Annotated in this window: 24 protein-coding genes and 1 pseudogene; 21 read left to right on the top strand and 4 right to left on the bottom strand. The window is 44.1% G+C overall.

Annotation, left to right across the window (positions count from 1 at the left end):
- Nucleotides 1-160: 160 nt before the first annotated feature.
- Nucleotides 161-469, bottom strand: coding sequence for a hypothetical protein (locus ACM6JA_RS08460; RefSeq protein ID WP_414851942.1), 309 nt, complete (start codon nt 467-469; stop codon nt 161-163).
- A gap of 337 nt (nt 470-806) precedes the next feature.
- Between ACM6JA_RS08460 and ACM6JA_RS08455 the strand changes: the two genes are divergently transcribed.
- Entirely contained in the window at nt 807-2351 is a 1545-nt protein-coding gene (locus tag ACM6JA_RS08455) for a YifB family Mg chelatase-like AAA ATPase (protein WP_414851941.1), read from the top strand.
- A 168-nt stretch (nt 2352-2519) separates the two neighbouring features.
- On the opposite strand, the gene ACM6JA_RS08450 is transcribed toward ACM6JA_RS08455, so the two are convergent.
- From ACM6JA_RS08450 to ACM6JA_RS08440, 3 genes and pseudogenes are all read right to left on the bottom strand, one after another.
- Entirely contained in the window at nt 2520-2795 is a 276-nt protein-coding gene (locus ACM6JA_RS08450; RefSeq protein ID WP_390232689.1) for a hypothetical protein, read from the bottom strand.
- Nucleotides 2796-2954: 159 nt separating this feature from the next.
- Nucleotides 2955-3170: pseudogene (locus ACM6JA_RS08445) on the bottom strand (CPCC family cysteine-rich protein).
- A 553-nt stretch (nt 3171-3723) separates the two neighbouring features.
- The gene (locus tag ACM6JA_RS08440; RefSeq protein WP_414851940.1) at nt 3724-4032 is read right to left on the bottom strand and encodes a protease inhibitor I42 family protein; all 309 of its coding nucleotides are present in this window, start codon (nt 4030-4032) and stop codon (nt 3724-3726) included.
- Between the two features lie 489 nt (nt 4033-4521).
- Here ACM6JA_RS08440 and ACM6JA_RS08435 point away from each other — a divergent pair, with 489 nt between their 5' ends.
- The 20 genes from ACM6JA_RS08435 to fliF all read left to right on the top strand — a co-directional run bounded on the left by ACM6JA_RS08435 (nt 4522) and on the right by fliF (nt 23422).
- Entirely contained in the window at nt 4522-5244 is a 723-nt protein-coding gene (locus tag ACM6JA_RS08435; protein ID WP_414851939.1) for an EAL domain-containing protein, read from the top strand.
- Between the two features lie 29 nt (nt 5245-5273).
- The gene (locus ACM6JA_RS08430; protein ID WP_007719401.1) at nt 5274-5630 is read left to right on the top strand and encodes a hypothetical protein; all 357 of its coding nucleotides are present in this window, start codon (nt 5274-5276) and stop codon (nt 5628-5630) included.
- A complete protein-coding gene (locus ACM6JA_RS08425; RefSeq protein ID WP_414851938.1) occupies nt 5627-6439 on the top strand; it encodes a CBS domain-containing protein in 813 nt (270 codons plus the stop codon). Before ACM6JA_RS08430 ends, ACM6JA_RS08425 begins: the two co-directional genes overlap by 4 nt.
- Nucleotides 6440-6562: 123 nt before the next feature.
- Complete coding sequence (locus ACM6JA_RS08420; protein ID WP_414851937.1) at nt 6563-6877, top strand: YbjQ family protein; 315 nt, start codon at nt 6563-6565, stop codon at nt 6875-6877.
- A gap of 71 nt (nt 6878-6948) precedes the next feature.
- Nucleotides 6949-7287, top strand: a complete 339-nt coding sequence (locus tag ACM6JA_RS08415) for an SCP2 sterol-binding domain-containing protein (protein WP_414851936.1) — start codon at nt 6949-6951, stop codon at nt 7285-7287.
- An 84-nt stretch (nt 7288-7371) separates the two neighbouring features.
- A complete protein-coding gene (locus ACM6JA_RS08410) occupies nt 7372-8265 on the top strand; it encodes a helix-turn-helix domain-containing protein (RefSeq protein WP_414851935.1) in 894 nt (297 codons plus the stop codon).
- A gap of 36 nt (nt 8266-8301) precedes the next feature.
- Nucleotides 8302-9357, top strand: a complete 1056-nt coding sequence (locus ACM6JA_RS08405) for a hypothetical protein (protein WP_414851934.1) — start codon at nt 8302-8304, stop codon at nt 9355-9357.
- 186 nt (nt 9358-9543) lie between these two features.
- Entirely contained in the window at nt 9544-10704 is a 1161-nt protein-coding gene (gene sucC, locus ACM6JA_RS08400) for an ADP-forming succinate--CoA ligase subunit beta (RefSeq protein ID WP_007719385.1), read from the top strand.
- A gap of 44 nt (nt 10705-10748) precedes the next feature.
- Complete coding sequence (sucD, locus tag ACM6JA_RS08395) at nt 10749-11651, top strand: succinate--CoA ligase subunit alpha (RefSeq protein WP_007719376.1); 903 nt, start codon at nt 10749-10751, stop codon at nt 11649-11651.
- 133 nt (nt 11652-11784) lie between these two features.
- A complete protein-coding gene (gene dprA / locus ACM6JA_RS08390) occupies nt 11785-12903 on the top strand; it encodes a DNA-processing protein DprA (protein WP_414851933.1) in 1119 nt (372 codons plus the stop codon).
- A gap of 106 nt (nt 12904-13009) precedes the next feature.
- Complete coding sequence (topA, locus tag ACM6JA_RS08385; RefSeq protein ID WP_414851932.1) at nt 13010-15088, top strand: type I DNA topoisomerase; 2079 nt, start codon at nt 13010-13012, stop codon at nt 15086-15088.
- A 39-nt stretch (nt 15089-15127) separates the two neighbouring features.
- Nucleotides 15128-16441, top strand: a complete 1314-nt coding sequence (gene trmFO, locus ACM6JA_RS08380; protein WP_056488428.1) for an FADH(2)-oxidizing methylenetetrahydrofolate--tRNA-(uracil(54)-C(5))-methyltransferase TrmFO — start codon at nt 15128-15130, stop codon at nt 16439-16441.
- A gap of 61 nt (nt 16442-16502) precedes the next feature.
- Nucleotides 16503-17444, top strand: a complete 942-nt coding sequence (gene xerC, locus ACM6JA_RS08375) for a tyrosine recombinase XerC (RefSeq protein ID WP_007719368.1) — start codon at nt 16503-16505, stop codon at nt 17442-17444.
- Between the two features lie 15 nt (nt 17445-17459).
- Nucleotides 17460-18002 (top strand): ATP-dependent protease subunit HslV, encoded by a 543-nt coding sequence (hslV, locus tag ACM6JA_RS08370; RefSeq protein WP_007719366.1) that lies wholly within the window; start codon nt 17460-17462, stop codon nt 18000-18002.
- A gap of 20 nt (nt 18003-18022) precedes the next feature.
- A complete protein-coding gene (hslU, locus tag ACM6JA_RS08365) occupies nt 18023-19420 on the top strand; it encodes an ATP-dependent protease ATPase subunit HslU (protein WP_414851931.1) in 1398 nt (465 codons plus the stop codon).
- A gap of 40 nt (nt 19421-19460) precedes the next feature.
- Nucleotides 19461-20240 carry a GTP-sensing pleiotropic transcriptional regulator CodY gene (gene codY / locus ACM6JA_RS08360; RefSeq protein WP_414851930.1) on the top strand — a complete coding sequence of 260 codons (780 nt, stop codon included), beginning with the start codon at nt 19461-19463 and terminating at the stop codon, nt 20238-20240.
- 372 nt (nt 20241-20612) lie between these two features.
- Complete coding sequence (flgB, locus tag ACM6JA_RS08355) at nt 20613-21026, top strand: flagellar basal body rod protein FlgB (protein ID WP_017249334.1); 414 nt, start codon at nt 20613-20615, stop codon at nt 21024-21026.
- Between the two features lie 2 nt (nt 21027-21028).
- A complete protein-coding gene (gene flgC / locus ACM6JA_RS08350; protein WP_069849280.1) occupies nt 21029-21487 on the top strand; it encodes a flagellar basal body rod protein FlgC in 459 nt (152 codons plus the stop codon).
- An 18-nt stretch (nt 21488-21505) separates the two neighbouring features.
- Nucleotides 21506-21802 (top strand): flagellar hook-basal body complex protein FliE, encoded by a 297-nt coding sequence (gene fliE / locus ACM6JA_RS08345; RefSeq protein ID WP_414851929.1) that lies wholly within the window; start codon nt 21506-21508, stop codon nt 21800-21802.
- A 30-nt stretch (nt 21803-21832) separates the two neighbouring features.
- Complete coding sequence (fliF, locus tag ACM6JA_RS08340) at nt 21833-23422, top strand: flagellar basal-body MS-ring/collar protein FliF (RefSeq protein ID WP_414851928.1); 1590 nt, start codon at nt 21833-21835, stop codon at nt 23420-23422.
- Nucleotides 23423-23431 lie beyond the last annotated feature (9 nt).

Here is a 23431-nt window from a genome sequence, read left to right as displayed (position 1 = left end):
TCTGCATGATGATCGATGAGTGGAAAATCGCTAATCCGGAGTAAACTGTAATTACATCCATCGGGCACGGTGTCGTCCCCCATCGTATTCAAATGGTTTCAGCAATAATACCCGTTCTAAATCGTTGGATAAAGTGATGCGGTCCAGTTCACCTTCGTTTTTATGCTTTTTCATAAAGATAAAAAATACCGTCGTCGATCGACCAACAACGTAATGAATGCCTCCAATCGCTTGTTTGCGAGGGTAAGTATTTTTCGAGGTCATTTACGATTTTTTCCCAATTTTGATCACTATCATTAATCTCAATGAACTCACCGTATACCAAGTCAAAAACGAGGTAACCCATTTCGTACTCAATGCAATCGATCTTATAGTAAGAGACACCGTATACTTCGTCCCAGTCGATCTGAACAGGTTCAGCATGTTCGTAGTGGATGGAAATTTGATGGCGATCAACAGTAAAAATCAAAGAGAACCAACCCCTTTCCTGTTTATTTGCAGTATACCTGTTGGAGTGAAAGTTTTCCATAAATGTATGGGGGAGTAGAAGCTACGTGGGGAGAGTGCAGACGTCAAGTTTGGAAATGAGTTAGATTAAGAGTTATTAGAATTAATAGCAATCAGGAGAATTCTTTAACGATGTGGTCCGCTATCAATAAAAGCATTTTACTGTTCTATACCCAATGCAAATGAAGTCCAGAATAAAAGACTTTTGACAAGTTTGTATAAACGTTTCGGCAAAAGCCCCAATTTACTTGCCCACCCCCTCTATCTTTTCCTACCCTATAACCAGAGGGGGAGAGAACATGTACGCATGCAGTTATTCAGGCACTGTGCTTGGCATTGACGGAATGGTCGTCACTGTAGAAACAGACATAGCAAATGGCTTACCTCAATTCGATTTGGTCGGGCTTGGCGGTTCAGCAGTTAAAGAAGCGAGAGATCGCGTTCGTGCTGCCTTGCGCAATGCAGGATACGACTACCCAATGCAGCGGATCACTGTCAACCTGGCACCAGCAGACCAGCGTAAGGAAGGTTCTGGTTTCGACCTTGCTATTGCCTTTGGAATTTTACTAGCATCGAAGCAAATGCTCCCTAGAGCAGAGAGAATCCTTGTTCTAGGAGAGTTGGCATTAGACGGTTCTCTTCGCCCTGTAACGGGTGTACTCCCCATCCTGCTAGAATCCAAAAATGCAGGATTTACCCACGTGATTCTCCCCGAACAAAATGCAGCGGAAGCACGGCTAGTCGACATTACCGTATTACCTGCGAGCAATCTGGAAGAGGCCGTGAACTATTGGAAAGAAGGACTTCATAGTAAAAACTCCGACTATATTTTTCCCGAGTCAGAGAAAGGCAAGACAAATGCGAACCAGCTGCCTCCCGACTTTGCCAATGTTTACGGACAGCAATTTGTAAAACGTGGCTTGGAGATCGCAGCAGCTGGATTTCATAATGTGATATTGGTGGGGCCTCCAGGTTCAGGGAAAACCCTATTAGCAACTTGCCTGCCTGGCATCATGCCTAACATGACCATTCATGAATCTTACGAAGTGACGAAAATATACAGTATTGCTGGTCAATTGAAGCGGGAGAGTGGGCTTGTCGAGGAGAGACCTTTTCGTGCCCCGCACCATACGATTACCGCTACTGCACTAATTGGCGGTGGTGCGCAAATCCCGCGTCCCGGAGAGTGTAGCTTGTCTCACGGTGGTATCCTCTTCCTTGATGAGATGCCCGAGTTTTCTCGGCATGTATTAGAGGTACTGCGCCAGCCGCTGGAATCAGGGGTTGTCACGATTGGACGATCTAAGCAGGTTTTTACCTTCCCTGCTCGGTTTCTGTTAATCGGTTCGTGCAATCCTTGCCCTTGTGGATTCTTTGGTACTCGAGAGAAGCAAACCTGCTCGTGCTCTCCCCAACAAATCTACAAATACCGTTCAAAGCTCTCAGGTCCCTTGCTAGATCGCATAGATCTGCACATCGAGGTTCCGAGAGTACCCGTTCAACTTCTTCACAACAGAAAAGCAGAGGAGTCCTCAAAAAACATTCAGATGCGAGTAGAGCAAGCGAGAGCTGTCCAATGCGAAAGATACCACTATCGTCCAGGATGTCCTTTTAACAGTGTGATGAATGGAGAAGAGCTGCGTCAATTCGCTCAGCTGGATAAGGAAGGACAAGAGATGTTGCAGCTTGCCTTCGAGACATTAGGTTTGAGTGCAAGAGCCTACGATAGGATTGTGAAAGTGGCGAGAACGATTGCAGATTTAGATGGGGCTTCTCGTGTTGATGCTGCACATGTAGCGGAAGCAATTCGCTACAGAGCATTGGATCGAGGGCTACTATTTTAAGAGTCCTGAATATATAAAAAAACCGTTAAATTTTGACGTCTCAGTGCTAATACATCAAAGAAATGGACATTTACCCTCATTGCTATGGTGAAAAGAAAGAACATAGATGTCTTGAGGAAGAAACCATCATTTTCATTAATATTAGGTGTATACATGTAAATTTTAACCTCATTCAGACTCACTAGTTTCATCAAACAAAGTCTTATCCTCAGCAGTAAATTCTAATCGCAAATGAATACGATACAAGATTTCAATTACTTCAGCAAATCCAAGCAAAAATATAGAAGGAATGATGGAATAAAACACACTGGTTAGAAAATGAAGAAAATTATCATTAAGATCGTCGAACCAAATATATAACCCGACGATAAAACCAACTATAGTAATAACAGACGCCAGAATCCGAATCCATCGAGCGTATTTATTTGTATAGCGTTTGAACAATACTCTCAACTCCAAGTATCCAATATTGTGGAAAGTAGAAATCCTCAACATTTTGGTTAAGAAAACAGAGTAGGGCAGTAGTTATCACTCGCATCATTACATTTAGTCTCAAGTAAGTGGCATTCACTTTTTATCTTTTTCGTCATCGTATGTAGGCTTTCAAACAAATGGTTTGCCATGATCGTCGCAAGCCCCAAAACGAATAAAGGTTCCCTGTACCTCTCGGAGGGATACTTTGTTTGCGCCCCTATCTGAATCTGGGTCCATAAATTGAAGGAGATCACCCTCTTAGAAGCAGAATGAACAGACATCAAATTCTCCATCATGGTAGAGCCATTTATAACCGCAACATGGACAAGTAAATTTTGTATTCATTTGAATTTGCTCACTTCCTAAAACCAAGAGATAATTTTCTCAACAGTGAATCAACTACCTTGCCATAATGAGCAATCCATAAGAAAAAAAGATCCATACGATCAACAATGATCCGAAGACTGCATGTCGCCTATAATCCTTATTGTTGACAATTTTCTTCATAATAAATGTAAAGTTAACAAAGAACAAAATAGCCAGAATAGGGTTAAGGTACAATGCAGATAAAGCAATGAAACCCATATTATTCACCTCATCCAAATTATACCATATCCTTCTGGATGATTATCAATATGCGCAGATTGAATCAGTATGCTGATCATGCTCCTTCTGTGTTCCTCGACTTTTGCTCCTCAACTAATGTTGCTTCGATGCACAGTTTGCTTTACTGCATGGCCACGTCTGCAAAGATGTCAACGCCTGTCCAAATGGCAGATAGTTAAATTGTCGAGGAAAATCGTTTAGTCTGCATGCGCTTGTAAATGAACACAGCACATACAGACTAACCACTTCACTACCAAGTAAGTAACAGTAAGTATTTTTTAAAACATATCTCCTATAGAACCGTAACAACATAAAACACAAATTCCCCGCAATCCCCACTATCCCAAGGCCGACAATACTTCAAAGAAATCGACGTCATTCCTCGCCGCAAAGCCTGAAAGGACATCACCTGATGCCCCTCTTGCCCAATACGAGCTGGCGATGGTGGAGGAACAAAATGATTCGCATGCAACGATAAAAAGCGAGCATCCACTGGATTAGACAAGTCCCACTGGTAGCCAGTTGAGGGATTTGCCACTAGCGTAATCGTGAACAAGTGGCCTTCCTGAACTTGTAGTGTATACGTTGAGGTCTTGACCACTGGTTTTCCCCCCTTTGGATGATGTCGATACCCATTTTCCATACCATATGAAAAAAGATTGATAGCTGCTAACGACGAAACAAGCAGTAAAAAATTTATTTTCATTTATTTCATGTGATTCAGTGCGTTTACAAGTTGTGGAATTACTTGATAGATCTATCATTTTGCGAAAATATAACGATAGAAAATATTGATTATACGTACAATGTTCCTAATTAATTTGAAACAATTAGTATGATCTGGAAAGGAATATGCAAGATGCTGGCGAATATGTAGGGACAAAGACATATATTGTCGAAGTGTCTGTTGTTATTTGTAATCTTTATTACCTAGTTGTTGTTATGACCCGAATTATCCAGAGAGAGTAGAATTTCTTTTGCTCGTGCATGTAGGTACATTTCCCAGCACTTCCATGGCGCAGAATATCTCGCGCATAGAAGAAGCTTTTTCTTTGTGTTCATACTTGCTAGGAAAGGGAAAGGAAAATTGATGGAGAGCATTGCAGAATTATTTAAGAAAAAAGAGTACTACCACGCATTTCAGCCCATATGTCAGCTTCCTGAGAAAAGTAGGATAGGGTATGAAGTATTACTTCGCAGTAAAGCGGGGATCCATCCAGAGGCATTGTTTTCTTTGGCGAAGGAAAACAAAATGCTGCCAGAACTCGACGCTCAATCCCTGCATTATGCGCTCTTGACTTTTTTTCATTCGTCGATTGAACACAAAAACGAGCTTTTATTTGTGAATATTTTTCCTTCTACCATAATAGAAGACACATTTCCTGGCTTCATTCAAAAGATCGCTCGTTCCTTCCATCCCTTTTTAACCCAAATCGTTTTGGAGATCAACGAATCGATTATGGAAGGAGAATGCTGGAGCGAACCCGTTTTTACACGACGCATAGCTGAATTGAAAAAGTTGGGGTTCCTAATTGCGTTGGATGATGTCGGAGATGGCGCAAACATATTCAGTAAAATTGAAGATATCTCGCCTGATTACATCAAGATTGATCGCTTTTTTTCGCAAGAGCTCTCAAGTTCATTAGAAAAGCAAAAGACTGTAAAATTGTTTGTCGATTTTTGCAAAGATGCACCTCAACTCATTCTCGAAGGAGTTGAAGAAGAAGAGGATTTTGCTTGTGCTTCTTTATTGGGCGTTGCAATCGGCCAGGGATACTTGTTTGGTAAACCAGGCAGTTTGCCGGACGAATAAGAGGGCAATGCAGAATTGGAGGAATTTTTATGGCTAGTGATAACAACGTATATTCGCGGAAGGCAACGCTTTCCTTAAAAATATCCGAGTTTGAAGTCCCTCCGATGCAAGATCTGTTGATCATCGGACGGAAAGCACCAATTGGCCCTGAGGCAGCAAGGAGAATGGCGGATGCCCTTTCACCAGAGCAGTTTACTTTACTGAAAATGAATCATCCAAAGATTGAGGCGGTTTTGTTAAGAAATACCCTTTTGCAAATGATTGATGAAAAATTGTTGATGAAAATCATTCTGGAAGAGGCAGAGCGTATGATTAGCGACTCTATGGTTCTGCGATCTGAGTTGAAAATAGCATTGTCTGTTCAACGAGAGGTGGATCTCTTATGAATATCTCCGACATCATGACGACGACGATTTGTACCATCACCTCTGACAAAAGTGTCTCTTATGCGGCGGAGCGAATGAACGAATCTCAAGTTGATTCGTTAGTTGTCATGGATCACGGAGAGGTACTGGGAATGGTTACGACAAGAGATGTTTTGTCAGCTCATCCAAACCGAATCGTTGCCGATGCCATGAGTAGTCAGCCGTTCTATCTGTCAGCCAATCACAATGTTTGGGAGGCCTATCACGCGCTTCATCAAGAACAAAATGGACTTGCTTTGGTCAAACACGAGGATCAACTGATCGGATTCATCACAAAAGAAATCGTAGAGATGAAAATAGCAGAATATCGAGACCCATTATCGGGTTTGTATCGCGCTCCATACATCCAGTTTATTGGGGAAAATTTTTTAAAGGAGCGAAAACCTTTCCATTTGCTTTTCATCGATTTGAACGACTTTGGCCGAATTAATAAGCTGCATGGCCATCCATTCGGGGATGATGTCATCCGCACCTATTCTTCGGTCCTCTCTTCTTTGGCGGAAGAACAGGGGGATTACTTATGTCGTTATGCAGGGGACGAGTTTGTTTTGATCTCTACGATTTCCGATGAACAAATTCAGGAATACATTACGCTCATTAAACGTCCAACAAACGTTCTGGATATCTTCGTATCTGCAGCTGTTGGTCATGTGAACGGGTACCAAACACCAGACTTCTTCGCCAGATCGTGGCGGGAATTAATCGCTGAAGCAAGTTTAGGCTCCTCAGCTGCCAAATTATCCAAAACACTTACTCCCACGGTGGGATAGGAAAAGTATAGTTTGCCAGCAATGCGCATACACTTTTGGACAGGCTAAGATCATTCTTTGCAACCGATTATTTTATGGTACGTAATACATATTGTGAATAGATCGATATGAGGAGGCAATGACATGATTGTAACTACTACCAGCATGATCCAAGGAAAAGAAGTGGAGCAGTATTTGGATATCGTCAGTGGAGAGGTAATCATGGGTGCAAACGTAGTCCGTGACTTTCTCGCAGGGATTACTGACATCATCGGAGGCAGAAGTGGCTCATATGAGAGCAAGCTCTCAGAAGGTCGTGAACTGGCCTTGCGTGAAATGAAAGAAAAAGCACGGGTATTAGGTGCAAACGCAGTGATTGGGGTTGATCTCGACTTCGAAACATTGCGAGAAGGTATGATGATGGTTATTGCCACAGGCACAGCTGTACGTGTGAAGTAAGCCGGTAAACACCCGGCTTTCTTTTTTTACCTAATGGGGTGCTAGTACATAGAATGCAAGGAGAAGTGAGCATGCAAGTACAAAAAACTCTTCAGGATTTATCGGATAGAATAAACGCCCAGCCACAAGGGATCGCTGGATTACATGCGGTGTACCATTTTGTCCTAAGTGGAGAAGAGGTGGGCACCTACGAGGTTGTCTTTGCCGATAATCAAGCGGACTACAAGCTGGGTGTGACAAGGGAAGCAGGCTGCAAGCTGGAGTTGTCTGACAAAGATTTTATTAAGCTCGTAGAGGGACGCTTGAATCCCACCGTTGCTTTTGTAACGGGTAAGCTAAAAATTAGCGGAGAAATGGGACTTTCGTTTAAATTGCAAACAATTTTACATCACTATCAATCACAAAAATAACGAAAAAACTAGTCAATTCTTAAAAGGTTGCGTTAAAATATGACCAAACAATGACACCTACTCTAACATAAAACGAGGGGAAACATGCGCCATATTTGTTCATTGATTGCGATGGTAAGCCAACTGGAAGAACAATCTGTGCGTTTTGATTTTTATCAAGAAATCAGACGATCCAAGCCAGAACGTCAGTTATTAAAGCATCATGCACAATTACCGCGTCATTATTTCGATTATTTAATTCATTCAGGAGTATTGGAAGTGGAAACAGATGCTCCATATCAGCCGGGGAAGATCATGCCTGCTTCCATCGGTATGAACATACGCTCGCTTGGTGGAAATGTATTGTTTGACATGTGCTTTGCTCCACAAACATATAAATTGTGGCAAAACACAGATGCAAGCATAGAAGACCTTTCTCTGCCTGCTGATATATTTGAAGAATACGTCTATCGCTTAGGAGCCATCAGTCGCTTTCGCTATTTAGGCCGAATCGATGATCCCGTAACAGCAACAAAACTTGGTGAAAACGACATGATTGAATTCAAACGCGACTTTCTTTATTCGAAGACGGGAATTATTAAGTCTATTGTGGCGTTTGCGAATTCAAACAACGGGAATTTATTTTTAGGGATTACAGATGAGGGGACAGTGTGCGGGATTGATCATGAGATCGAGCAGTATGGAGACCCGGACAAATACATTCTTGCCATTACGCAATACATCCAAGATAAGACGTCACCATTTGTGACCCCATTTCCAAAAATTTCGTTGAAAAAAATAGATGGGAAAACGGTGGTAGCTATCTTTGTAGAAGCCTCATCTGATTTAATTTGTGGTTTGGACAAAAACAATGAAAAGTATGTGGTGATCCGTACGAACAATCGCTCCGTTATCGTGAAAGATCCGCACCAAATTGGTGAAATTTACGTGAAACGAAAGCTTGGCAGTGAGATCAGCCGTCGATTGGGACTTCTGTAGCGTTATCTTACAGGAATACACGAGGAGGGTTACTGCGTGATATCGTCTTTACGTACGTGTCTACTGGTTATGATGGTGAGTAGCTTGTTCGTCACTGGCTGTGCACAGTCGGGCAAGGTTTCTGATGACATGAAAGATCATATCGAGACAGAGCTTGGTGCCGTTGAAAAAGTAACGGTGATGTCAACAGATGGACAGGAAGTACTACTGGACTCGCGCTTGTTTTTGCAAGAACTGTCCGGACAGGGACAAGATTTACAAATATCATCCGAGCCTTTAAAGCAAGAAGATGTACGTTTTACGCTTGTCCTCTACCGAACTCAGCAGGCTCCACTCGTGGTGACAGTGGGTGAGTCGGCAAGTGAGATTGGAGGACACACGTATCGTGGAGCGGGTGCCAGCTATTTTTATCAGTGGGTAAACAAGTTAACTGGCAGAGGAGTGCTCTCACAAAAAATTCAGAGCGTGCGTTTAGCGGCAGAGGACCTTGGTCAGGCGCGCGTGTTGAACGAAGCAGAAGCAGAATACATCAGGAAAGTAATGGGATCGGCAGTCCCGGAGGTGGACAGTCGTAGCAAGCAGTATCCACTCTACCCAAACTATCGGATGAGAATAAATTCTGCTGACAAACCGGTGGAAGTGGCCATTTTGACGCCGACGCTGATTGCGGTTCCATTTGGGAGAGAAACGTTTTTCTTTCACGTAGAGGGTAGCCTCTTTTCGCGCTTAACGGAATGGATGCCGCCAAGCAATCGTAAGGAAGACAGAATCGACCAGTTATTTAAATCTACACGGATTCGCATCACAGCAAATGGCGAGATGAACGTCCAAGACTCAGAGTTGGATGTCACCCAAACGACGATCGAGCAAGGAATTGCCCATCAATCTGTCCGATTGCTAAAAAATGCAGATCCACTAAATGCTCTACCGAAAGATCTGGGCTCAAAACAATACGAACTTCATTTTTTGGTGAATGATACAGAACAGAGAATTGAATTATATCCACGTTACTTTAAGTATGACCAAACTTGGTACATTCACGATGAACTCGCTGAAAACCAGTGGAAATTGTTTCAATTTCTACGAAAATGAGGAATTTCCTCATGAAGTTTCGCATTTCTGGTCACGATAAAAAGAACATATTACTACCACTTTTGCAGTTTTTGTCGTAGAATAGTTACGTTGCACTGATAGTGGAGGTTATGACCGGAAAAAGACAGACGTCTTTGAACCGGTCTAAAAGCCTGCCGATCTTTATCTGCCATAGGAGGATGGAGAATGAACATTCATGAGTATCAAGGTAAAGAGATACTTAAGCAGTACGGTGTAAAAGTTCCTGAAGGACGCGTAGCTTTCACAGTGGAAGAAGCTGTTGAAGCAGCGAAAGAACTGGGCACCCAAGTAAACGTAGTAAAAGCGCAAATTCACGCTGGTGGCCGTGGTAAGGCTGGCGGTGTAAAGGTTGCAAAAAATCTTGATGAAGTTCGTACATATGCCAGCGAAATTCTTGGCAAAGTACTGGTTACTCATCAAACAGGACCAGAAGGTAAAGAAGTTAAGCGCCTTCTGATCGAGCAAGGCTGCGACATCAAGAAAGAATACTACGTTGGTGTAGTAGTTGACCGTGCTACTGGAAGCGTTGTAATGATGGCTTCCGAAGAGGGCGGTATGGACATCGAGGAAGTAGCAGCAAACAATCCAGAAAAAATCTTCAAAGAAGTAGTTGATCCAGTAACAGGTCTGAATGGCTTCCAAGCTCGTCGCCTGGCTTACGCAATCAACATTCCAAAAGAATTGATTAACAAAGCTGCCAAGTTCATGATGAGCTTGTACCAAGCTTTTGTTGATAAAGATGCTTCTATCGCTGAAATCAACCCACTGGTTGTAACTGGCGACGGTGAAGTAATGGCACTGGATGCGAAACTGAACTTCGACAGCAACGCTCTCTATCGTCACCCTGACATCGTAGCTCTGCGCGATCTGGATGAAGAAGATGAGAAAGAAATCGAAGCTTCCAAGTTCGATCTGTCCTACATCGCACTTGATGGTAACATCGGTTGCATGGTAAACGGTGCAGGTTTGGCGATGGCAACGATGGATATCGTGAAATTCTACGGTGGAGACCCAGCTAACTTCCTTGACGTTGGTGGCGGAGCTACTGAAGAGAAAGTAACGGAAGCGTTTAAAATTATTCTCCGTGACGAAAAAGTAAAAGGTATTTTCGTCAACATCTTCGGCGGCATCATGAAATGCGACGTTATCGCAAACGGCGTAGTGAATGCAGCAAAACAAATCAAATTGGACAAACCTCTCGTTGTACGTCTGGAAGGTACAAACGTAGATTTGGGTAAGAAAATCCTCAATGAGTCCGGTTTGAACATCGTAGCTGCAGAATCTATGGCGGATGGTGCTGAGAAAATCGTATCCTTGGTGAAGTAAGATATTTCGAGTAGATACGTTAAAAAAGGTGGGAAAATTACGCGATGAGTATTCTCGTTAATAAAAATACAAAAGTAATTACGCAAGGGATTACGGGTGCAACTGGTCTGTTCCACACTCGCGGAGCCGTTGAATACGGTACACAAATGGTGGGCGGTGTAACACCTGGTAAAGGTGGAACCGAAGTTGACGGTATTCCAATTTTCAACACAGTAAAAGAAGCGGTTGAAGCAACTGGTGCGACTGCATCCGTTATCTACGTTGCTCCTCCTTTCGCTGCTGACGCGATCATGGAAGCAGTTGACGCTGAACTGGATCTGGTAATCTGCATCACTGAAGGTATCCCAGTTCTGGACATGGTGAAAGTTAAGCGCTACATGGAAGGCAAGAAAACCCTTCTCGTAGGTCCTAACTGCCCTGGCGTAATTACTCCAGGTGAGTGCAAAATCGGTATCATGCCTGGTTACATCCACGTTCCAGGTAAAGTGGGTATCGTATCTCGCTCCGGTACCTTGACGTATGAAGCAGTTCACCAAACTTCTACTCGCGGCCTTGGTCAATCCACAGCTGTAGGTATCGGTGGAGACCCAGTAAAAGGTATGGAGTTCATCGATGTACTGAAAATGTTCAACGAAGATCCAGGCACAGAAGCAGTTATCATGCTGGGTGAAATCGGTGGTACTGCGGAAGAAGAAGCAGCAGAGTGGATCGCTGCGAACATGAAAAAACCAGTTGTAGGCTTCATCGGGGGACAAACTGCTCCTGAAGGAAAGCGTATGGGCCACGCTGGTGCGATCATCTCTGGTGGTAAAGGTACAGCTGCTGAGAAAATCGCGAAGCTCGAAGAATGCGGTATTCGCGTAGCGAAAACACCTGCGGTTATCGGTGAAACACTTGTTGAATTGCTGAAAGAGCGCGGTATGCTCGAGAAAGTAATGGGCAAGTAAGCAGATAAGACAGAAGTGGACAGGCTCAGGCTTGTCCGCTTTTTTATTTTTGAAGCAGCCTCTTTCTTTCGATAGAATAGCTTTCAATACCGTCCGCTGTGACAATTGTGATCGGGATGAAGGAGGATTTGGAGTGGAAAAGGCGAAGCTCGACGAGAGAGACTGGGTGTATGTGTTAACGATGATCTCAGGTTTGGGAAGAAAGAAAATCCGAGAAATTTTTGAAAGCACAGGTTCTTTTCAGGTTGCAATCGAAAATTGGTATGAATTGGCACGTGAGCTCAGATTGACTTCCTCGATCACTGGGCAGGTTGATAAGCATAGCAATGTAGCTTCAGCTATGGCACTATTGGAAAAGCGTGAAGAAGAGGGAACGCGCTTCTTATGTCCTTTTGACGATGCTTATCCTGCTTCGCTCCGCAATATCCCTGATTCTCCCTGGACGTTGTTTTATCGTGGCGATCACACATTATTGGATAAATTGTCGATTGGCGTCGTTGGTTCGCGCAAACCGACACCATATGGAAGAGCGAGCTGTAGCTTTTTTGTCCGAGAACTGGTACAAGCAGGTCTTGTCATTGTCTCAGGGGTAGCGTATGGAATTGATGCGGAGGCTCACCGAGCTACCTTGAAAGCAGGCGGTAAGACTATTGGCGTGCTCGGCTGCGGAATGAATCACGTTTATCCTTCTCGACATCGAGAACTTTATCGCGAAATTGAATCTTTTGGCCTACTCCTCAGCGAATATCCTCCTCATATTCCACCTGTTTCTGGATTATTTCCAGAGAGAAATCGTATCATAAGTGGACTTTCTATCGGTGTATTAGTGGTGGAAGCAGCAGAAAAAAGCGGATCCTTGATTACGGCAGACTGTGCACTTGAGCAGGGCAAGGAAGTTTTTGCAATTCCTGGTCCGATTTTTTCATTGATGAGTGCGGGACCGCATAACTTGATCAAACAAGGTGCAAAGCTAGTAACGTGCAGTAGCGATATATGGGAGGAAATCAAACATCATCTTCCAGTAGCTGAGCAGATGCAGCAGGCCGAAAAAAGCAATGCAACCGATGTTATTCCCTTATCTAATGAAGAAAAAGCTATTGTGGAAGCCGTAACATATGATGGGATTCATCTGGATGAGTTAATGAGTAACTTAGAAAAAGAACAACACAGGATGCTACATCAGCTGGTCATTCGTTTGGAAGCAAAAGGGGCCATCGTGGCACTTCCTGGCGGTTATTTTGCACGACAATAGCATATCCGCTAGCTTTTTGGCAATGCTTAGAGGCACAAGTGTTTGACAAACCGGATGAGGGTATTTAATAATAGGGAAGATTCCTTACTAAAAGGGGAGGAAAAAAATGGCTGATACGCTAGTAATCGTAGAATCCCCTACGAAGGCCAAAACCATTGGAAAATACCTGGGTAGTAAATATATCGTGAAAGCGTCTATCGGGCATGTACGCGATTTGCCGAAAAGTCAAATGGGTGTAGACGTTACACATAATTTTGAACCCAAATACATAACCATTCGCGGCAAAGGCGATGTATTGAAGGGCTTAAAAGATGCCGCTAAAAAAGTAAAAAAAGTATATCTCGCAGCCGACCCGGATCGCGAAGGGGAGGCAATTGCTTGGCATTTGGCACAATACTTGGGTCTCGATTTGAATCAACCGCTTCGTGTGGTATTCAATGAGATTACCAAAGATGCCATTAAAGAAGCGTTCAAGCATCCACGACACATAAACATGGACTTGGTAAATGCTCAACAGGCACGTCGCATTCTCGACAGACTCGTTGGCTACAATATCAGTCCAATTTTATGGAAAAAGGTTCGAAAAGGCTTGAGTGCCGGACGTGTTCAATCGGTTGCGGTAAAGCTTATTATGGATCGTGAGCGGGAGATCCAAGAGTTTATCCCGGAAGAGTATTGGACAATTGCGAGTACATTGATCAGCGACGGTAAAGAAATTAACGCGAAGTTCTATGGTTATGGCGTTGAAAAGGTGGAGCTTCATTCGGAAGATGATGTAGCAGCGGTATTGAAACGAATGAAGAACAAACCATATGTGGTACAAAAGGTAACCAAGCGTGAGCGCAAGCGCAATCCTGCACCTCCTTTTATAACGAGTTCTTTACAGCAAGAGGCAGCGCGTAAGCTGAATTTCCGCACTTCTAAGACCATGCGAATTGCTCAAGAGCTCTATGAGGGAATCGACGTTGGCAATAAAGAAGGCGCAGTTGGTTTGATTACCTATATGCGTACAGACTCTACTCGCCTATCTGTAACTGCACAGAACGAAGCAAGAGAATACATCCTTGAGAAATATGGTCCAGACTATGTGTTATCTGAGCCACGCAATCAGGCGAAAAACGAAAATGCTCAAGATGCTCACGAAGCGATTCGTCCAACAGGTGTGATACGTACACCGGATGAAATTAAGGAATACTTGTCGAGAGATCAGTTGCGCTTGTATCGATTAATCTGGGAGCGTTTCCTCGCCAGTCAAATGTCATCTGCTGTTCTTGATACGATGAGCGTAGATATTGACGCAGGTGGAGTTACCTTCAGAGCAACTGGATCAAAAGTGAAGTTCCCTGGATTTATGAAGGTATATATTGAAGGAAACGATGATGGCGCAGAAGAAGAAAGCTTCCTTCCGCCCATTGAAGAAGGACAAATCCTCGAACAAAAAGAAATCGAACCGAGTCAGCACTTTACACAGCCTCCACCTCGATTCTCCGAAGCGCGCATGCTTAAATCGCTGGAAGAGATGGGAATTGGACGTCCGTCTACCTATGCGCCTACATTAGAAACCATTCAAAAGCGGGGATATGTAGCATTAGAGGAGAAGCGATTTGTCCCGACTGAGTTGGGTGAGATTGTGATCACGCTTGTCGAGGAGTTTTTCCCAGAGATTCTCAACGTAGAATTCACTGCGCATATGGAATCGGGCTTGGATAATATCGAAGCAGGAGCCACCAATTGGGTGCAGGTGCTGGACGATTTTTATCAAGACTTTGCAAAGCGCGTAGTTGTTGCAGAAGAAGAAATGAAAGAAGTAGAGCTGAAAGTAGAAGAATCGGATGAATCATGCGAGCTTTGCGGCCGTGTGATGGTATATAAGCTTGGCCGATTCGGCAAGTTTTTAGCTTGTTCTGGATTCCCGGATTGCCGTAATACGAAGCCGATTGTAAAAGAAATCGGCGTAAAGTGTCCGCAGTGTGAAACCGGAGAGATTATCGAACGTAAATCTAAGAAGAGTCGTATTTTTTACGGCTGCAATCAATATCCGGAATGCGATTTTGTATCATGGGACAAACCGATTGCCAGACCTTGTCCAAAATGCTCCAGCATGCTGGTGGAGAAAAAGCGTAAGAAGCAAGGAGTTAGCATTGTTTGCACCAAGTGTGATTATCAAGAAGAGGCAGACTCCTAAGCAGCCTGATTCGATTTTGTAGTTTGGAGGATTAACAGCATGTCACAACCAACAATTACAGTAGTGGGCGCCGGCCTCGCTGGTAGTGAGGCAGCATGGCAAATCGCGCAGGCGGGTGTAAAAGTAAAGCTGTATGAAATGAGACCGAAGACACAAACGCCTGCACACCATACCGATAAATTTGCAGAGTTGGTATGCAGTAATTCATTGCGTGCTAACACGTTGACGAATGCAGTGGGTGTATTAAAAGAAGAAATGCGTCGATTGAACTCTGTCATTATCGATGCGGCAGATCGTTGCGCGGTTCCAGCTGGAGGCGCGCTTGCCGTAGACAGACACGAGTTCGCGGCTCATGTTACAGATGCCGTTCGTAATCATCCATTGGTGGAGGTCATTTCGGATGAGATTACCGAAATTCCTGATGGGATTGTCGTAATTGCGACGGGGCCACTTACTTCTCCAGCTTTGTCTACAAAGTTAAAAGAGCTGACGGGTGAAGAATATCTGTACTTCTATGATGCAGCTGCGCCCATTATCGAGAAAGACTCGATTGATATGAACAAGGTATTCGTTGCTTCCAGATATGATAAGGGTGAAGCAGCCTATCTGAACTGCCCGATGACAGAAGAGGAGTTCAATCGCTTCTATGATGCGCTGATCTCTGCAGAAACAGTTCCATTGAAGGAATTTGAAAAGGAAATCTTCTTCGAAGGCTGCATGCCGATTGAAGTATTGGCAAAGCGTGGTCACAAAACCATGACATTTGGTCCCATGAAGCCAGTAGGTCTGGTTGATCCGCGGACAGGCAAAAAGTCTTACGCAGTTGTACAACTTCGTCAGGATAATAGTGCTGCGACATTGTATAACATCGTAGGCTTCCAGACCCATCTGAAATGGCCGGATCAAAAAAGAGTCTTTTCACTCATTCCTGGGTTGGAAAACTGCGAAATCGTTCGTTATGGTGTGATGCACCGCAACACCTTTATCAACTCGCCAAAACTGTTGAAGCCTACGTATCAGTATAAGGACCGGGAAACACTTTTCTTTGCTGGTCAAATGACTGGTGTAGAAGGATATGTAGAGTCAGCGGCATCTGGTTTGCTTGCGGGGATAAATGCAGCACGACTCGCAAAAGGGGAAGAATTGATCGAACTTCCGCCAGAAACAATTATGGGCAGCATGGCTCGTTATATTACAACGGCAGATCCAAAGCATTTCCAACCAATGAACGCAAACTTCGGGTTAGTACCGGAATGGCCAGAAAGAATCCGAGACAAGCGTTTGAAAAATGAAAAGCTCGCTGAGCGGGCGCTAGATACAATTCAGAATTTTACACAAGAACGACACAATTAACATTGATATCCGATTTTCGTCTGTGTTACTATATAGGTGCTTCGAGGAGGGTGCATCCCGTATGGACATTTCGCAACAAAATTCTGCGGATATTGAGATGTTTACCCGCTATTTGCGAGTTGAAAAAAACGCCTCTCCTCATACGGTGAAGCAGTATGTGGCAGATATCAGCGAATTTGTCTCCTTTATGGAACAGCACCAAATCACCGTATTTGCTGCTGTTTCTTATTTGCATGGTCGCTCCTTTCTCGCGCAATTGGCTGGCAGGGGGCTTTCCCGACGAAGTATTGCCCGCAAGCTATCCAGTTTGCGTAGCTTGTACCGATTTCTGTTGCGTGAAGATCAACTGGAACAGAATCCATTTCAACTAGTCTCCACTCCCAAAATGGAGAAGAAACTTCCTTCCTTTTTATATCCGCAAGAAGTTCAAGCTTTTTTCGATCTGCCTGATACCACTACTCCATTGGGAATTCGTGATCGGCTGATTTTTGAACTGTTGTATGCAAGCGGCATGCGTGTTACGGAGCTCACCACTTTATCTGTGAATGATGTGAATCCGAGCATGGGAGTCGCATTGGTTTATGGAAAAGGAGCGAAAGAACGGTATGTGCCGGTTGGAAGTTATGCCTGCGACGTTCTTCGGCAATACCTAGAATATGGAAGAGAAAAACTGTTGGCTGGAAAAGTAGAACACGGTAATTTGCTGGTTAACTATCGGGGAGAACCGTTATCCGACCGCAGTGTTCGGCGGATTGTAGACAAATACGTAGATACGTACGCTCTTCAATTGCGGGTTTCACCGCATACCTTTCGTCATACGTTTGCGACCCATATGTTGAACGGCGGCGCTGATCTGCGTACCGTGCAAGAATTACTGGGCCACGTCAATGTTTCGACGACACAGGTGTACACGCATGTGACCAAAGAGCGACTTCGGCATGTATATGACACCGCTCACCCACGAGCAAACCCGGGCAATACAGGTTCCGCCAATCGGACATAACGGGAGGAATCAGTGATGGAACAGTTTCACGCAACAACCATATTTGCTGTACAGCACAACGGGTCTGTAGCGATGGCCGGAGATGGTCAGGTTACTTTTGGCAACAGCATGGTAATGAAGCACGGTGCCAAAAAAGTAAGACGTCTATATCGCGGCGAAGTTTTAGCAGGATTCGCTGGCTCTGTTGCTGATGCCATTACGCTTTTTGAGAAGTTTGAAGGAAAGCTGGAGGAGTACCACGGCAATCTGCAGCGTGCTGCTGTAGAGCTGGCGAAAGAGTGGCGCATGGATAAAATTTTGCGTCGTTTGGAAGCAATGATGATTGTTGCCAATAAGGAGCATTTGTTGCTTATCTCCGGAAATGGCGAAATCATTGAGCCTGATGATGGGATTCTTGCAATTGGTTCTGGCGGTAGCTTTGCCCTTTCAGCAGGTCGTGCATTGAAAACATATGCGCCTCATCTCGGCGCACGTGAAATTGCGGAAGCATCGCTTCGTACCGCTGCTGAAATTTGCGTGTTCACAAACAACAATCTTGTTGTGGATGAGTTGAATTGAGCGAAAGGGAGGAACCTACTGTGCTGAATCTTGAGCAATTAACCCCGCGTAAGATCGTAGAGCATTTGGATAAATACATTGTCGGGCAGGCACAAGCCAAGAAAGCCATTGCTGTAGCGCTTCGCAACCGCTATCGTCGCAGTCGTTTGCCAGAGCAAATGATTGAAGAGGTTGTTCCAAAAAACATCTTGATGATCGGACCTACTGGTGTTGGAAAAACGGAAATCGCACGTCGGATTGCAAAACTGACAGGTGCTCCTTTTATTAAAGTAGAAGCAACGAAGTTTACGGAAGTCGGTTATGTAGGACGAGATGTGGAATCGATGGTCCGTGATCTGGTGGAAGCTTCTATCCGTACGGTCAAACAGGAAAAAGTAGAGTCGGTGAAAGAGAAAGCCGAGAAGCTTGCGAATGAAGCGATTGTGAACGTACTTGTCCCATCTCGCAAGCAGTCGAGCTCGTTCAAAAATCCGTTGGAGATGTTCTTTGGTGGACAGCAGCAACAGCAGCAGGATACCTCTGATCAAGAAGAAGTGTCGATCCAACAGCAACGCAGACAAACCATGTGGCAGTTGACGAATGGCCAGTTAGAAGAGGAAATGATTGAGATTGAAATCGAAGATCAATCACCTTCGATGTTTGACATGTTCCAGGTTCCGGGTACAGAACAAATGGGGATGCAAATGCAGGATATGCTCGGCAGCCTGATGCCTAAGCGGATGAAGAAACGAAAATTGCGAATAAAAGATGCGCGAAAGGTATTAATTCAGCAGGAAGCGCAAAAACTGGTGGATATGGACGAAGTTACGCAGGAGTCAATTCGTCGAGCTGAACAACACGGTATTATCTTCATTGACGAAATTGACAAGATTGCGGGTAAGGATGGGCGTGGCCCGGATGTATCCCGTGAAGGGGTCCAGCGTGATATTTTACCGATTGTGGAAGGCTCAACTGTCATGACCAAGTATGGTCCTGTCAAAACAGATTATGTTCTGTTTATCGCAGCTGGTGCTTTTCACATGGCAAAGCCATCAGATTTAATTCCTGAATTGCAAGGCCGTTTTCCGATTCGGGTGGAACTGACTAGCTTGCGCGTTGAAGATTTTGTCCGAATTTTGACTGAGCCTAAAAACGCGTTGCTTAAGCAGTACGTGGCCCTCTTGGAAACAGAAGGTGTGCGTGTTGAATTTACACCGGAAGCCATTCAGGAACTCGCTCGTCTCGCTGCTGAGGTCAATCAGAGCACAGATAACATTGGTGCTAGACGATTGCACACCATATTGGAGAAGCTACTGGAGGATCTCTCTTTTGAAGCCCCAGAAATCCACCTAGAAGTAGTACAGATTACCCCCGATTATGTCAAACAGAAATTAGGTACAATCGTGGGGAACAAAGACTTGAGTCAATATATTTTATAAACATTGGATAGGCAGCACATATAATTAGGAGGAAATACAGATGGATCTACTGTCAAAAACAAGAAGAATTAACCGCATGTTGCAAAAATCTGCGGGTCATGCCGTGAACTTCAATGAAATGTCCCAAGTTTTGAGTGACGTTATTGAAGCAAATACTTATGTTGTAAGCCGCAAAGGAAAACTTCTCGGCTTTGCGATTCATCAAGAGATGGATAACAGCCGTATGCGCAAAATGCTGGAAGAGCGCCGTTTTCCAGAAGAGTACAGCATTGGGTTACTGAAAGTAGATGAAACATCTGCGAACCTGGATGTAGATAGCCCATACACCATTTTCCCAGTTGAAATGAAAGAAGTATTCCGAACAGGTTGGACGACGCTCGTTCCAATTATGGGTGGAGGAGATCGTCTCGGTACGCTGATTTTGGGACGCATTAACGATCAATTTGTCGATGACGACCTGATTCTTGCAGAAGTAGGGGCAACTGTAGTAGGTATGGAAATCTTGCGTGAGCGTTCTGAAGCAATCGAAGAAGAAGCGCGCAGCAAAGCGGTTGTACAAATGGCGATTGGTTCCCTCTCTTATAGTGAGCTGGAAGCAGTTGAACATATTTTTGAAGAACTCGAAGGCAAAGAAGGCTTGCTCGTAGCCTCCAAAATCGCGGATCGCGTAGGAATTACTCGCTCTGTAATTGTAAACGCACTGCGTAAGCTGGAGAGTGCGGGTGTTATCGAATCCCGTTCTTTGGGAATGAAAGGTACCTTCATTAAAGTGCTGAATGAAAAGCTGTTGCCTGAATTAGAGAAGCTCAAAAGCTCGTAATATACCTTGCCAAAAGTTACACGAAAGTAAACAAAAGGTGTAGCAACTCATGTTGCTGCACCTTTCTTCATGGGACTTTAGTCCTGTTTATTGCAAAAAACGACACATTATTACCATAAATTATATGTTGATTTTTAATGCATGCCTCGATGTTTGCAATGGTTTGAATATGGATTCCTTGTAAAATGCAGTAAAAAAACAGGAAGGATAAGGGATTTAGTCCCATTGAATCATTTTGAAAAACGTCATGAAAAGGGGCTTTTTTGTCCAAATTGATTTTGCTATGATTGAATCGTATTAGGATGTCGAAAATACAGGAAATATAGGTGGTTTTAGGGAAAGCAATTGACTCATATTGGGGGAGAAGGAAAAATGCTGGATAGTTACCATCTGCAGGTCCTGGAGAGATCACTCGACGCTGCAACATTGCGACATAGAACGATCGCAAACAACCTTGCCAACATAGACACCCCTCAATTCAAAAGTCAACAAGTCATCTTCGAGAGCTTTTTGCAAGATGAGTTGAACGCAAGAGCGGGAAATGGCAAGTTAGAAGCGTATCGGACCAATCAACGACACCTCCCGTTTGGAAATGTAGGGGGCGTTGCAGTACCACAGGTTGTGTCCAATCCGAATAACTTCATTCAGAACAGTGGCAATGATGTTGACTTGGAAACAGAAACAACAGAATTGGCCAAAAACCAAATTTGGTACAGCGGTTTAACGCAATTGACAGCAGGACATTTTCAAAAACTACGCAGTGTAATTGAAGGTGGAGGTAAATAAAGATGAGCTTGTTTCAGGGAATTAACACAAGTGCTTCTGCCTTAACAGCTAACCGCTTGCGGTTGGATACGATTTCTTCCAACATTGCAAATGCGGAAACCACTCGAGCAAACTTCGTAGATGGCGCCTGGCAGCCATATCGGAGGAAAATGGTGGAGTTGTCACCTCAAACAAATGGAACATTTGATAACTTCCTGCAAGCAGCCGTAGGGACGGTCTCAGGAAGTCGGGGTGGACAAGGAGTGAAGGTCACAGCGATTCAAGAAGACAATACTCCGTTTAAGCGAGTATTTGATCCATCTCATCCAGATGCAGATCAAGACGGATATCTCTTGATGCCGAATGTCGATCCGATGAAAGAGATGGTGGACATGATCTCCGCATCAAGATCATACGAAGCCAATGTGACAGCACTGAACGCTTCCAAATCGATGATGTTAAAAGCATTGGAAATCAAGTAAAGCGGGTGACAGTAAGGAATGGAAATGAGTGCAATCTCCCAACTAACGCCAATTCGTACGCCGAGTGTGAACAAGCCAACTCCAGCTGAAGTCTCCCAAGAATTCTCATCGTTTCTATCGGATTCCATAAATAAAGTGAATCAGGCGCAAGTAGAATCGTCGAATCTTGCCGACAAGTTTGCAGCGGGAGAAATTACCGACTTGCACCAATTGACTGTTGCAGGTCAAAAAGCTTCCGTGATGCTACAAATGACTATGCAGGTCAGGAACAAGATGATTGAGTCTTATCAAGAAATCATGCGCATGTCGATTTGATCGTTGTTGGTATCCTTTGAGAGGTGAAACATGAACGAACGTTTAGCAGTATACAAAGACCAGTTTGCGTCAAAATGGAACCAATTTTCCAAGAAACAAAAATGGATGATTCTCGGTATTTCGCTCTTCCTCTTGATTTCGCTTGGTCTATACATATACATCGCTTCTCAGCCGGTGTACAAACCACTCTACAACCAAAAATTGAGTGAACAAGAAATCGGGACTATCAAGCAAGAGTTGGAAGGTTCACAAATCCCTTATCGTATCACGGGGAATGGCACAAGTATCGAGGTTCCAGAAAAGATGGCACAAGATGTCATTGTCGATTTGGCTGCACAAGGTATTCCGAGTCAGGCAGGAATTAATGCAGAAATTTTCTCCAGTACCCTTGGAGTTACAGATCGCCAATTTGATGTCATGAAGAAAGAGGCTTTGCAACAAGAGCTGCGCAAGATGCTGGAACGTGTAAAAGGTGTACGCTCCGCACAAGTGATGATTACATTGCCGCAGGAAAGCGTTTGGGTGACGGAGACTCCGGATACAGCTACGGCTTCCGTTATCGTCGATGTTGAACCTGGAACAACGCTTGATCAAAAGCAAATTAACTCGCTTTATCTGCTTGTTTCCCGAAGCGTTCCGAAATTGCCGATGGAAGCGATTGCGATTACAGACCAGTATTCCAATCCGCTAGAACGTTCCGAAGGCAATGAAAACGAAGGCACATTGAGTAGCTTTAAGCAACAGGAAACAATCAAAGCAGATGTTGAAAAGAAAATTCAACAAAACCTGTACAACTTGTTGGGTACAATCATGGGCCGCGATAAAGTCATCGTCCATACGTTCCTCAAAATGAACTTTGACAAAGAAAATCGCGTAGAGAACATAGTCGAGGCACCTGACAAAGAGAATAACGAAGGACTTATCATTTCTTCTCAAAAATTATCAAAAGCTTTCTCTGGACAAGGTCAACCTCCAGGGGGAATTGCAGGAACTAATAACAATGCAGTTACGAACTACCCGGGGGCTACCCCACAAGGAAGTAACAGTCAATACGAAGAGTTGAATGATACGATTAACCGTGAAGTAAATCGCATCACACGAAATGTTACATCAAGCCCGTACAAGATCGAAGACATCACAATCAACGTTGGGGTAGAACCGCCAGATGGTGGCACGTTGGATGCTGCTACGCTCGAAAGCATCAAGCAAGTGTTACGCAATGTTGTTCGTGTCACATTAAGTGATCAGGCTTCTGATTTAACGGATGCTGAGTTGGATAAGCATATTTCCGTACTCCCTCGTCAGTTCTCAGGAAAAGCTGAGATGGAGGATTCCAGTGCACTAAGTCCTGCTGTTCTTTGGACTGTTGGCGGTATTGCAGTCTTGGCACTTGCTGCTGTTGCCTTCCTCGTTTATCGCAGACGCAGTCAAGCGAAGCAACAAGAAGAAGAAGAAGAATTGCCAGACTTGCTGACACCGTTAAACGCGGGCGAAATACCAGACTTGATTTACCAAGAAGATGGAGACCAGGTAGTGGTCAGAAAGCAACTTGAAAAATTGGCGCGAAGCAAACCAGATGAGTTTGTTGTTCTGCTTCGTACATGGTTAGCAGAAGATTAAGGAGTGAAT

The organism is Brevibacillus sp. IT-7CA2 (assembly GCF_949767855.1).
Classification (GTDB): domain Bacteria; phylum Bacillota; class Bacilli; order Brevibacillales; family Brevibacillaceae; genus Brevibacillus.
This window is presented reverse-complemented; position numbering and strand designations above follow the sequence as displayed.

Excerpts from the sequence above, each read along its gene's own strand:
- ACM6JA_RS08455 (WP_414851941.1), top strand. The coding sequence starts at position 807 with ATGTACGCATGCAGTTATTCAGGCACTGTGCTTGGCATTGACGGAATG.
- ACM6JA_RS08435 (WP_414851939.1), top strand. The coding sequence starts at position 4,522 with ATGGAGAGCATTGCAGAATTATTTAAGAAAAAAGAGTACTACCACGCA.
- ACM6JA_RS08430 (WP_007719401.1), top strand. The coding sequence starts at position 5,274 with ATGGCTAGTGATAACAACGTATATTCGCGGAAGGCAACGCTTTCCTTA.
- ACM6JA_RS08425 (WP_414851938.1), top strand. The coding sequence starts at position 5,627 with ATGAATATCTCCGACATCATGACGACGACGATTTGTACCATCACCTCT.
- ACM6JA_RS08420 (WP_414851937.1), top strand. The coding sequence starts at position 6,563 with ATGATTGTAACTACTACCAGCATGATCCAAGGAAAAGAAGTGGAGCAG.
- ACM6JA_RS08415 (WP_414851936.1), top strand. The coding sequence starts at position 6,949 with ATGCAAGTACAAAAAACTCTTCAGGATTTATCGGATAGAATAAACGCC.
- ACM6JA_RS08410 (WP_414851935.1), top strand. The coding sequence starts at position 7,372 with ATGCGCCATATTTGTTCATTGATTGCGATGGTAAGCCAACTGGAAGAA.
- sucC (WP_007719385.1), top strand. The coding sequence starts at position 9,544 with ATGAACATTCATGAGTATCAAGGTAAAGAGATACTTAAGCAGTACGGT.
- sucD (WP_007719376.1), top strand. The coding sequence starts at position 10,749 with ATGAGTATTCTCGTTAATAAAAATACAAAAGTAATTACGCAAGGGATT.
- topA (WP_414851932.1), top strand. The coding sequence starts at position 13,010 with ATGGCTGATACGCTAGTAATCGTAGAATCCCCTACGAAGGCCAAAACC.
- trmFO (WP_056488428.1), top strand. The coding sequence starts at position 15,128 with ATGTCACAACCAACAATTACAGTAGTGGGCGCCGGCCTCGCTGGTAGT.
- xerC (WP_007719368.1), top strand. The coding sequence starts at position 16,503 with ATGGACATTTCGCAACAAAATTCTGCGGATATTGAGATGTTTACCCGC.
- hslV (WP_007719366.1), top strand. The coding sequence starts at position 17,460 with ATGGAACAGTTTCACGCAACAACCATATTTGCTGTACAGCACAACGGG.
- codY (WP_414851930.1), top strand. The coding sequence starts at position 19,461 with ATGGATCTACTGTCAAAAACAAGAAGAATTAACCGCATGTTGCAAAAA.
- flgB (WP_017249334.1), top strand. The coding sequence starts at position 20,613 with ATGCTGGATAGTTACCATCTGCAGGTCCTGGAGAGATCACTCGACGCT.
- flgC (WP_069849280.1), top strand. The coding sequence starts at position 21,029 with ATGAGCTTGTTTCAGGGAATTAACACAAGTGCTTCTGCCTTAACAGCT.
- fliE (WP_414851929.1), top strand. The coding sequence starts at position 21,506 with ATGGAAATGAGTGCAATCTCCCAACTAACGCCAATTCGTACGCCGAGT.
- fliF (WP_414851928.1), top strand. The coding sequence starts at position 21,833 with ATGAACGAACGTTTAGCAGTATACAAAGACCAGTTTGCGTCAAAATGG.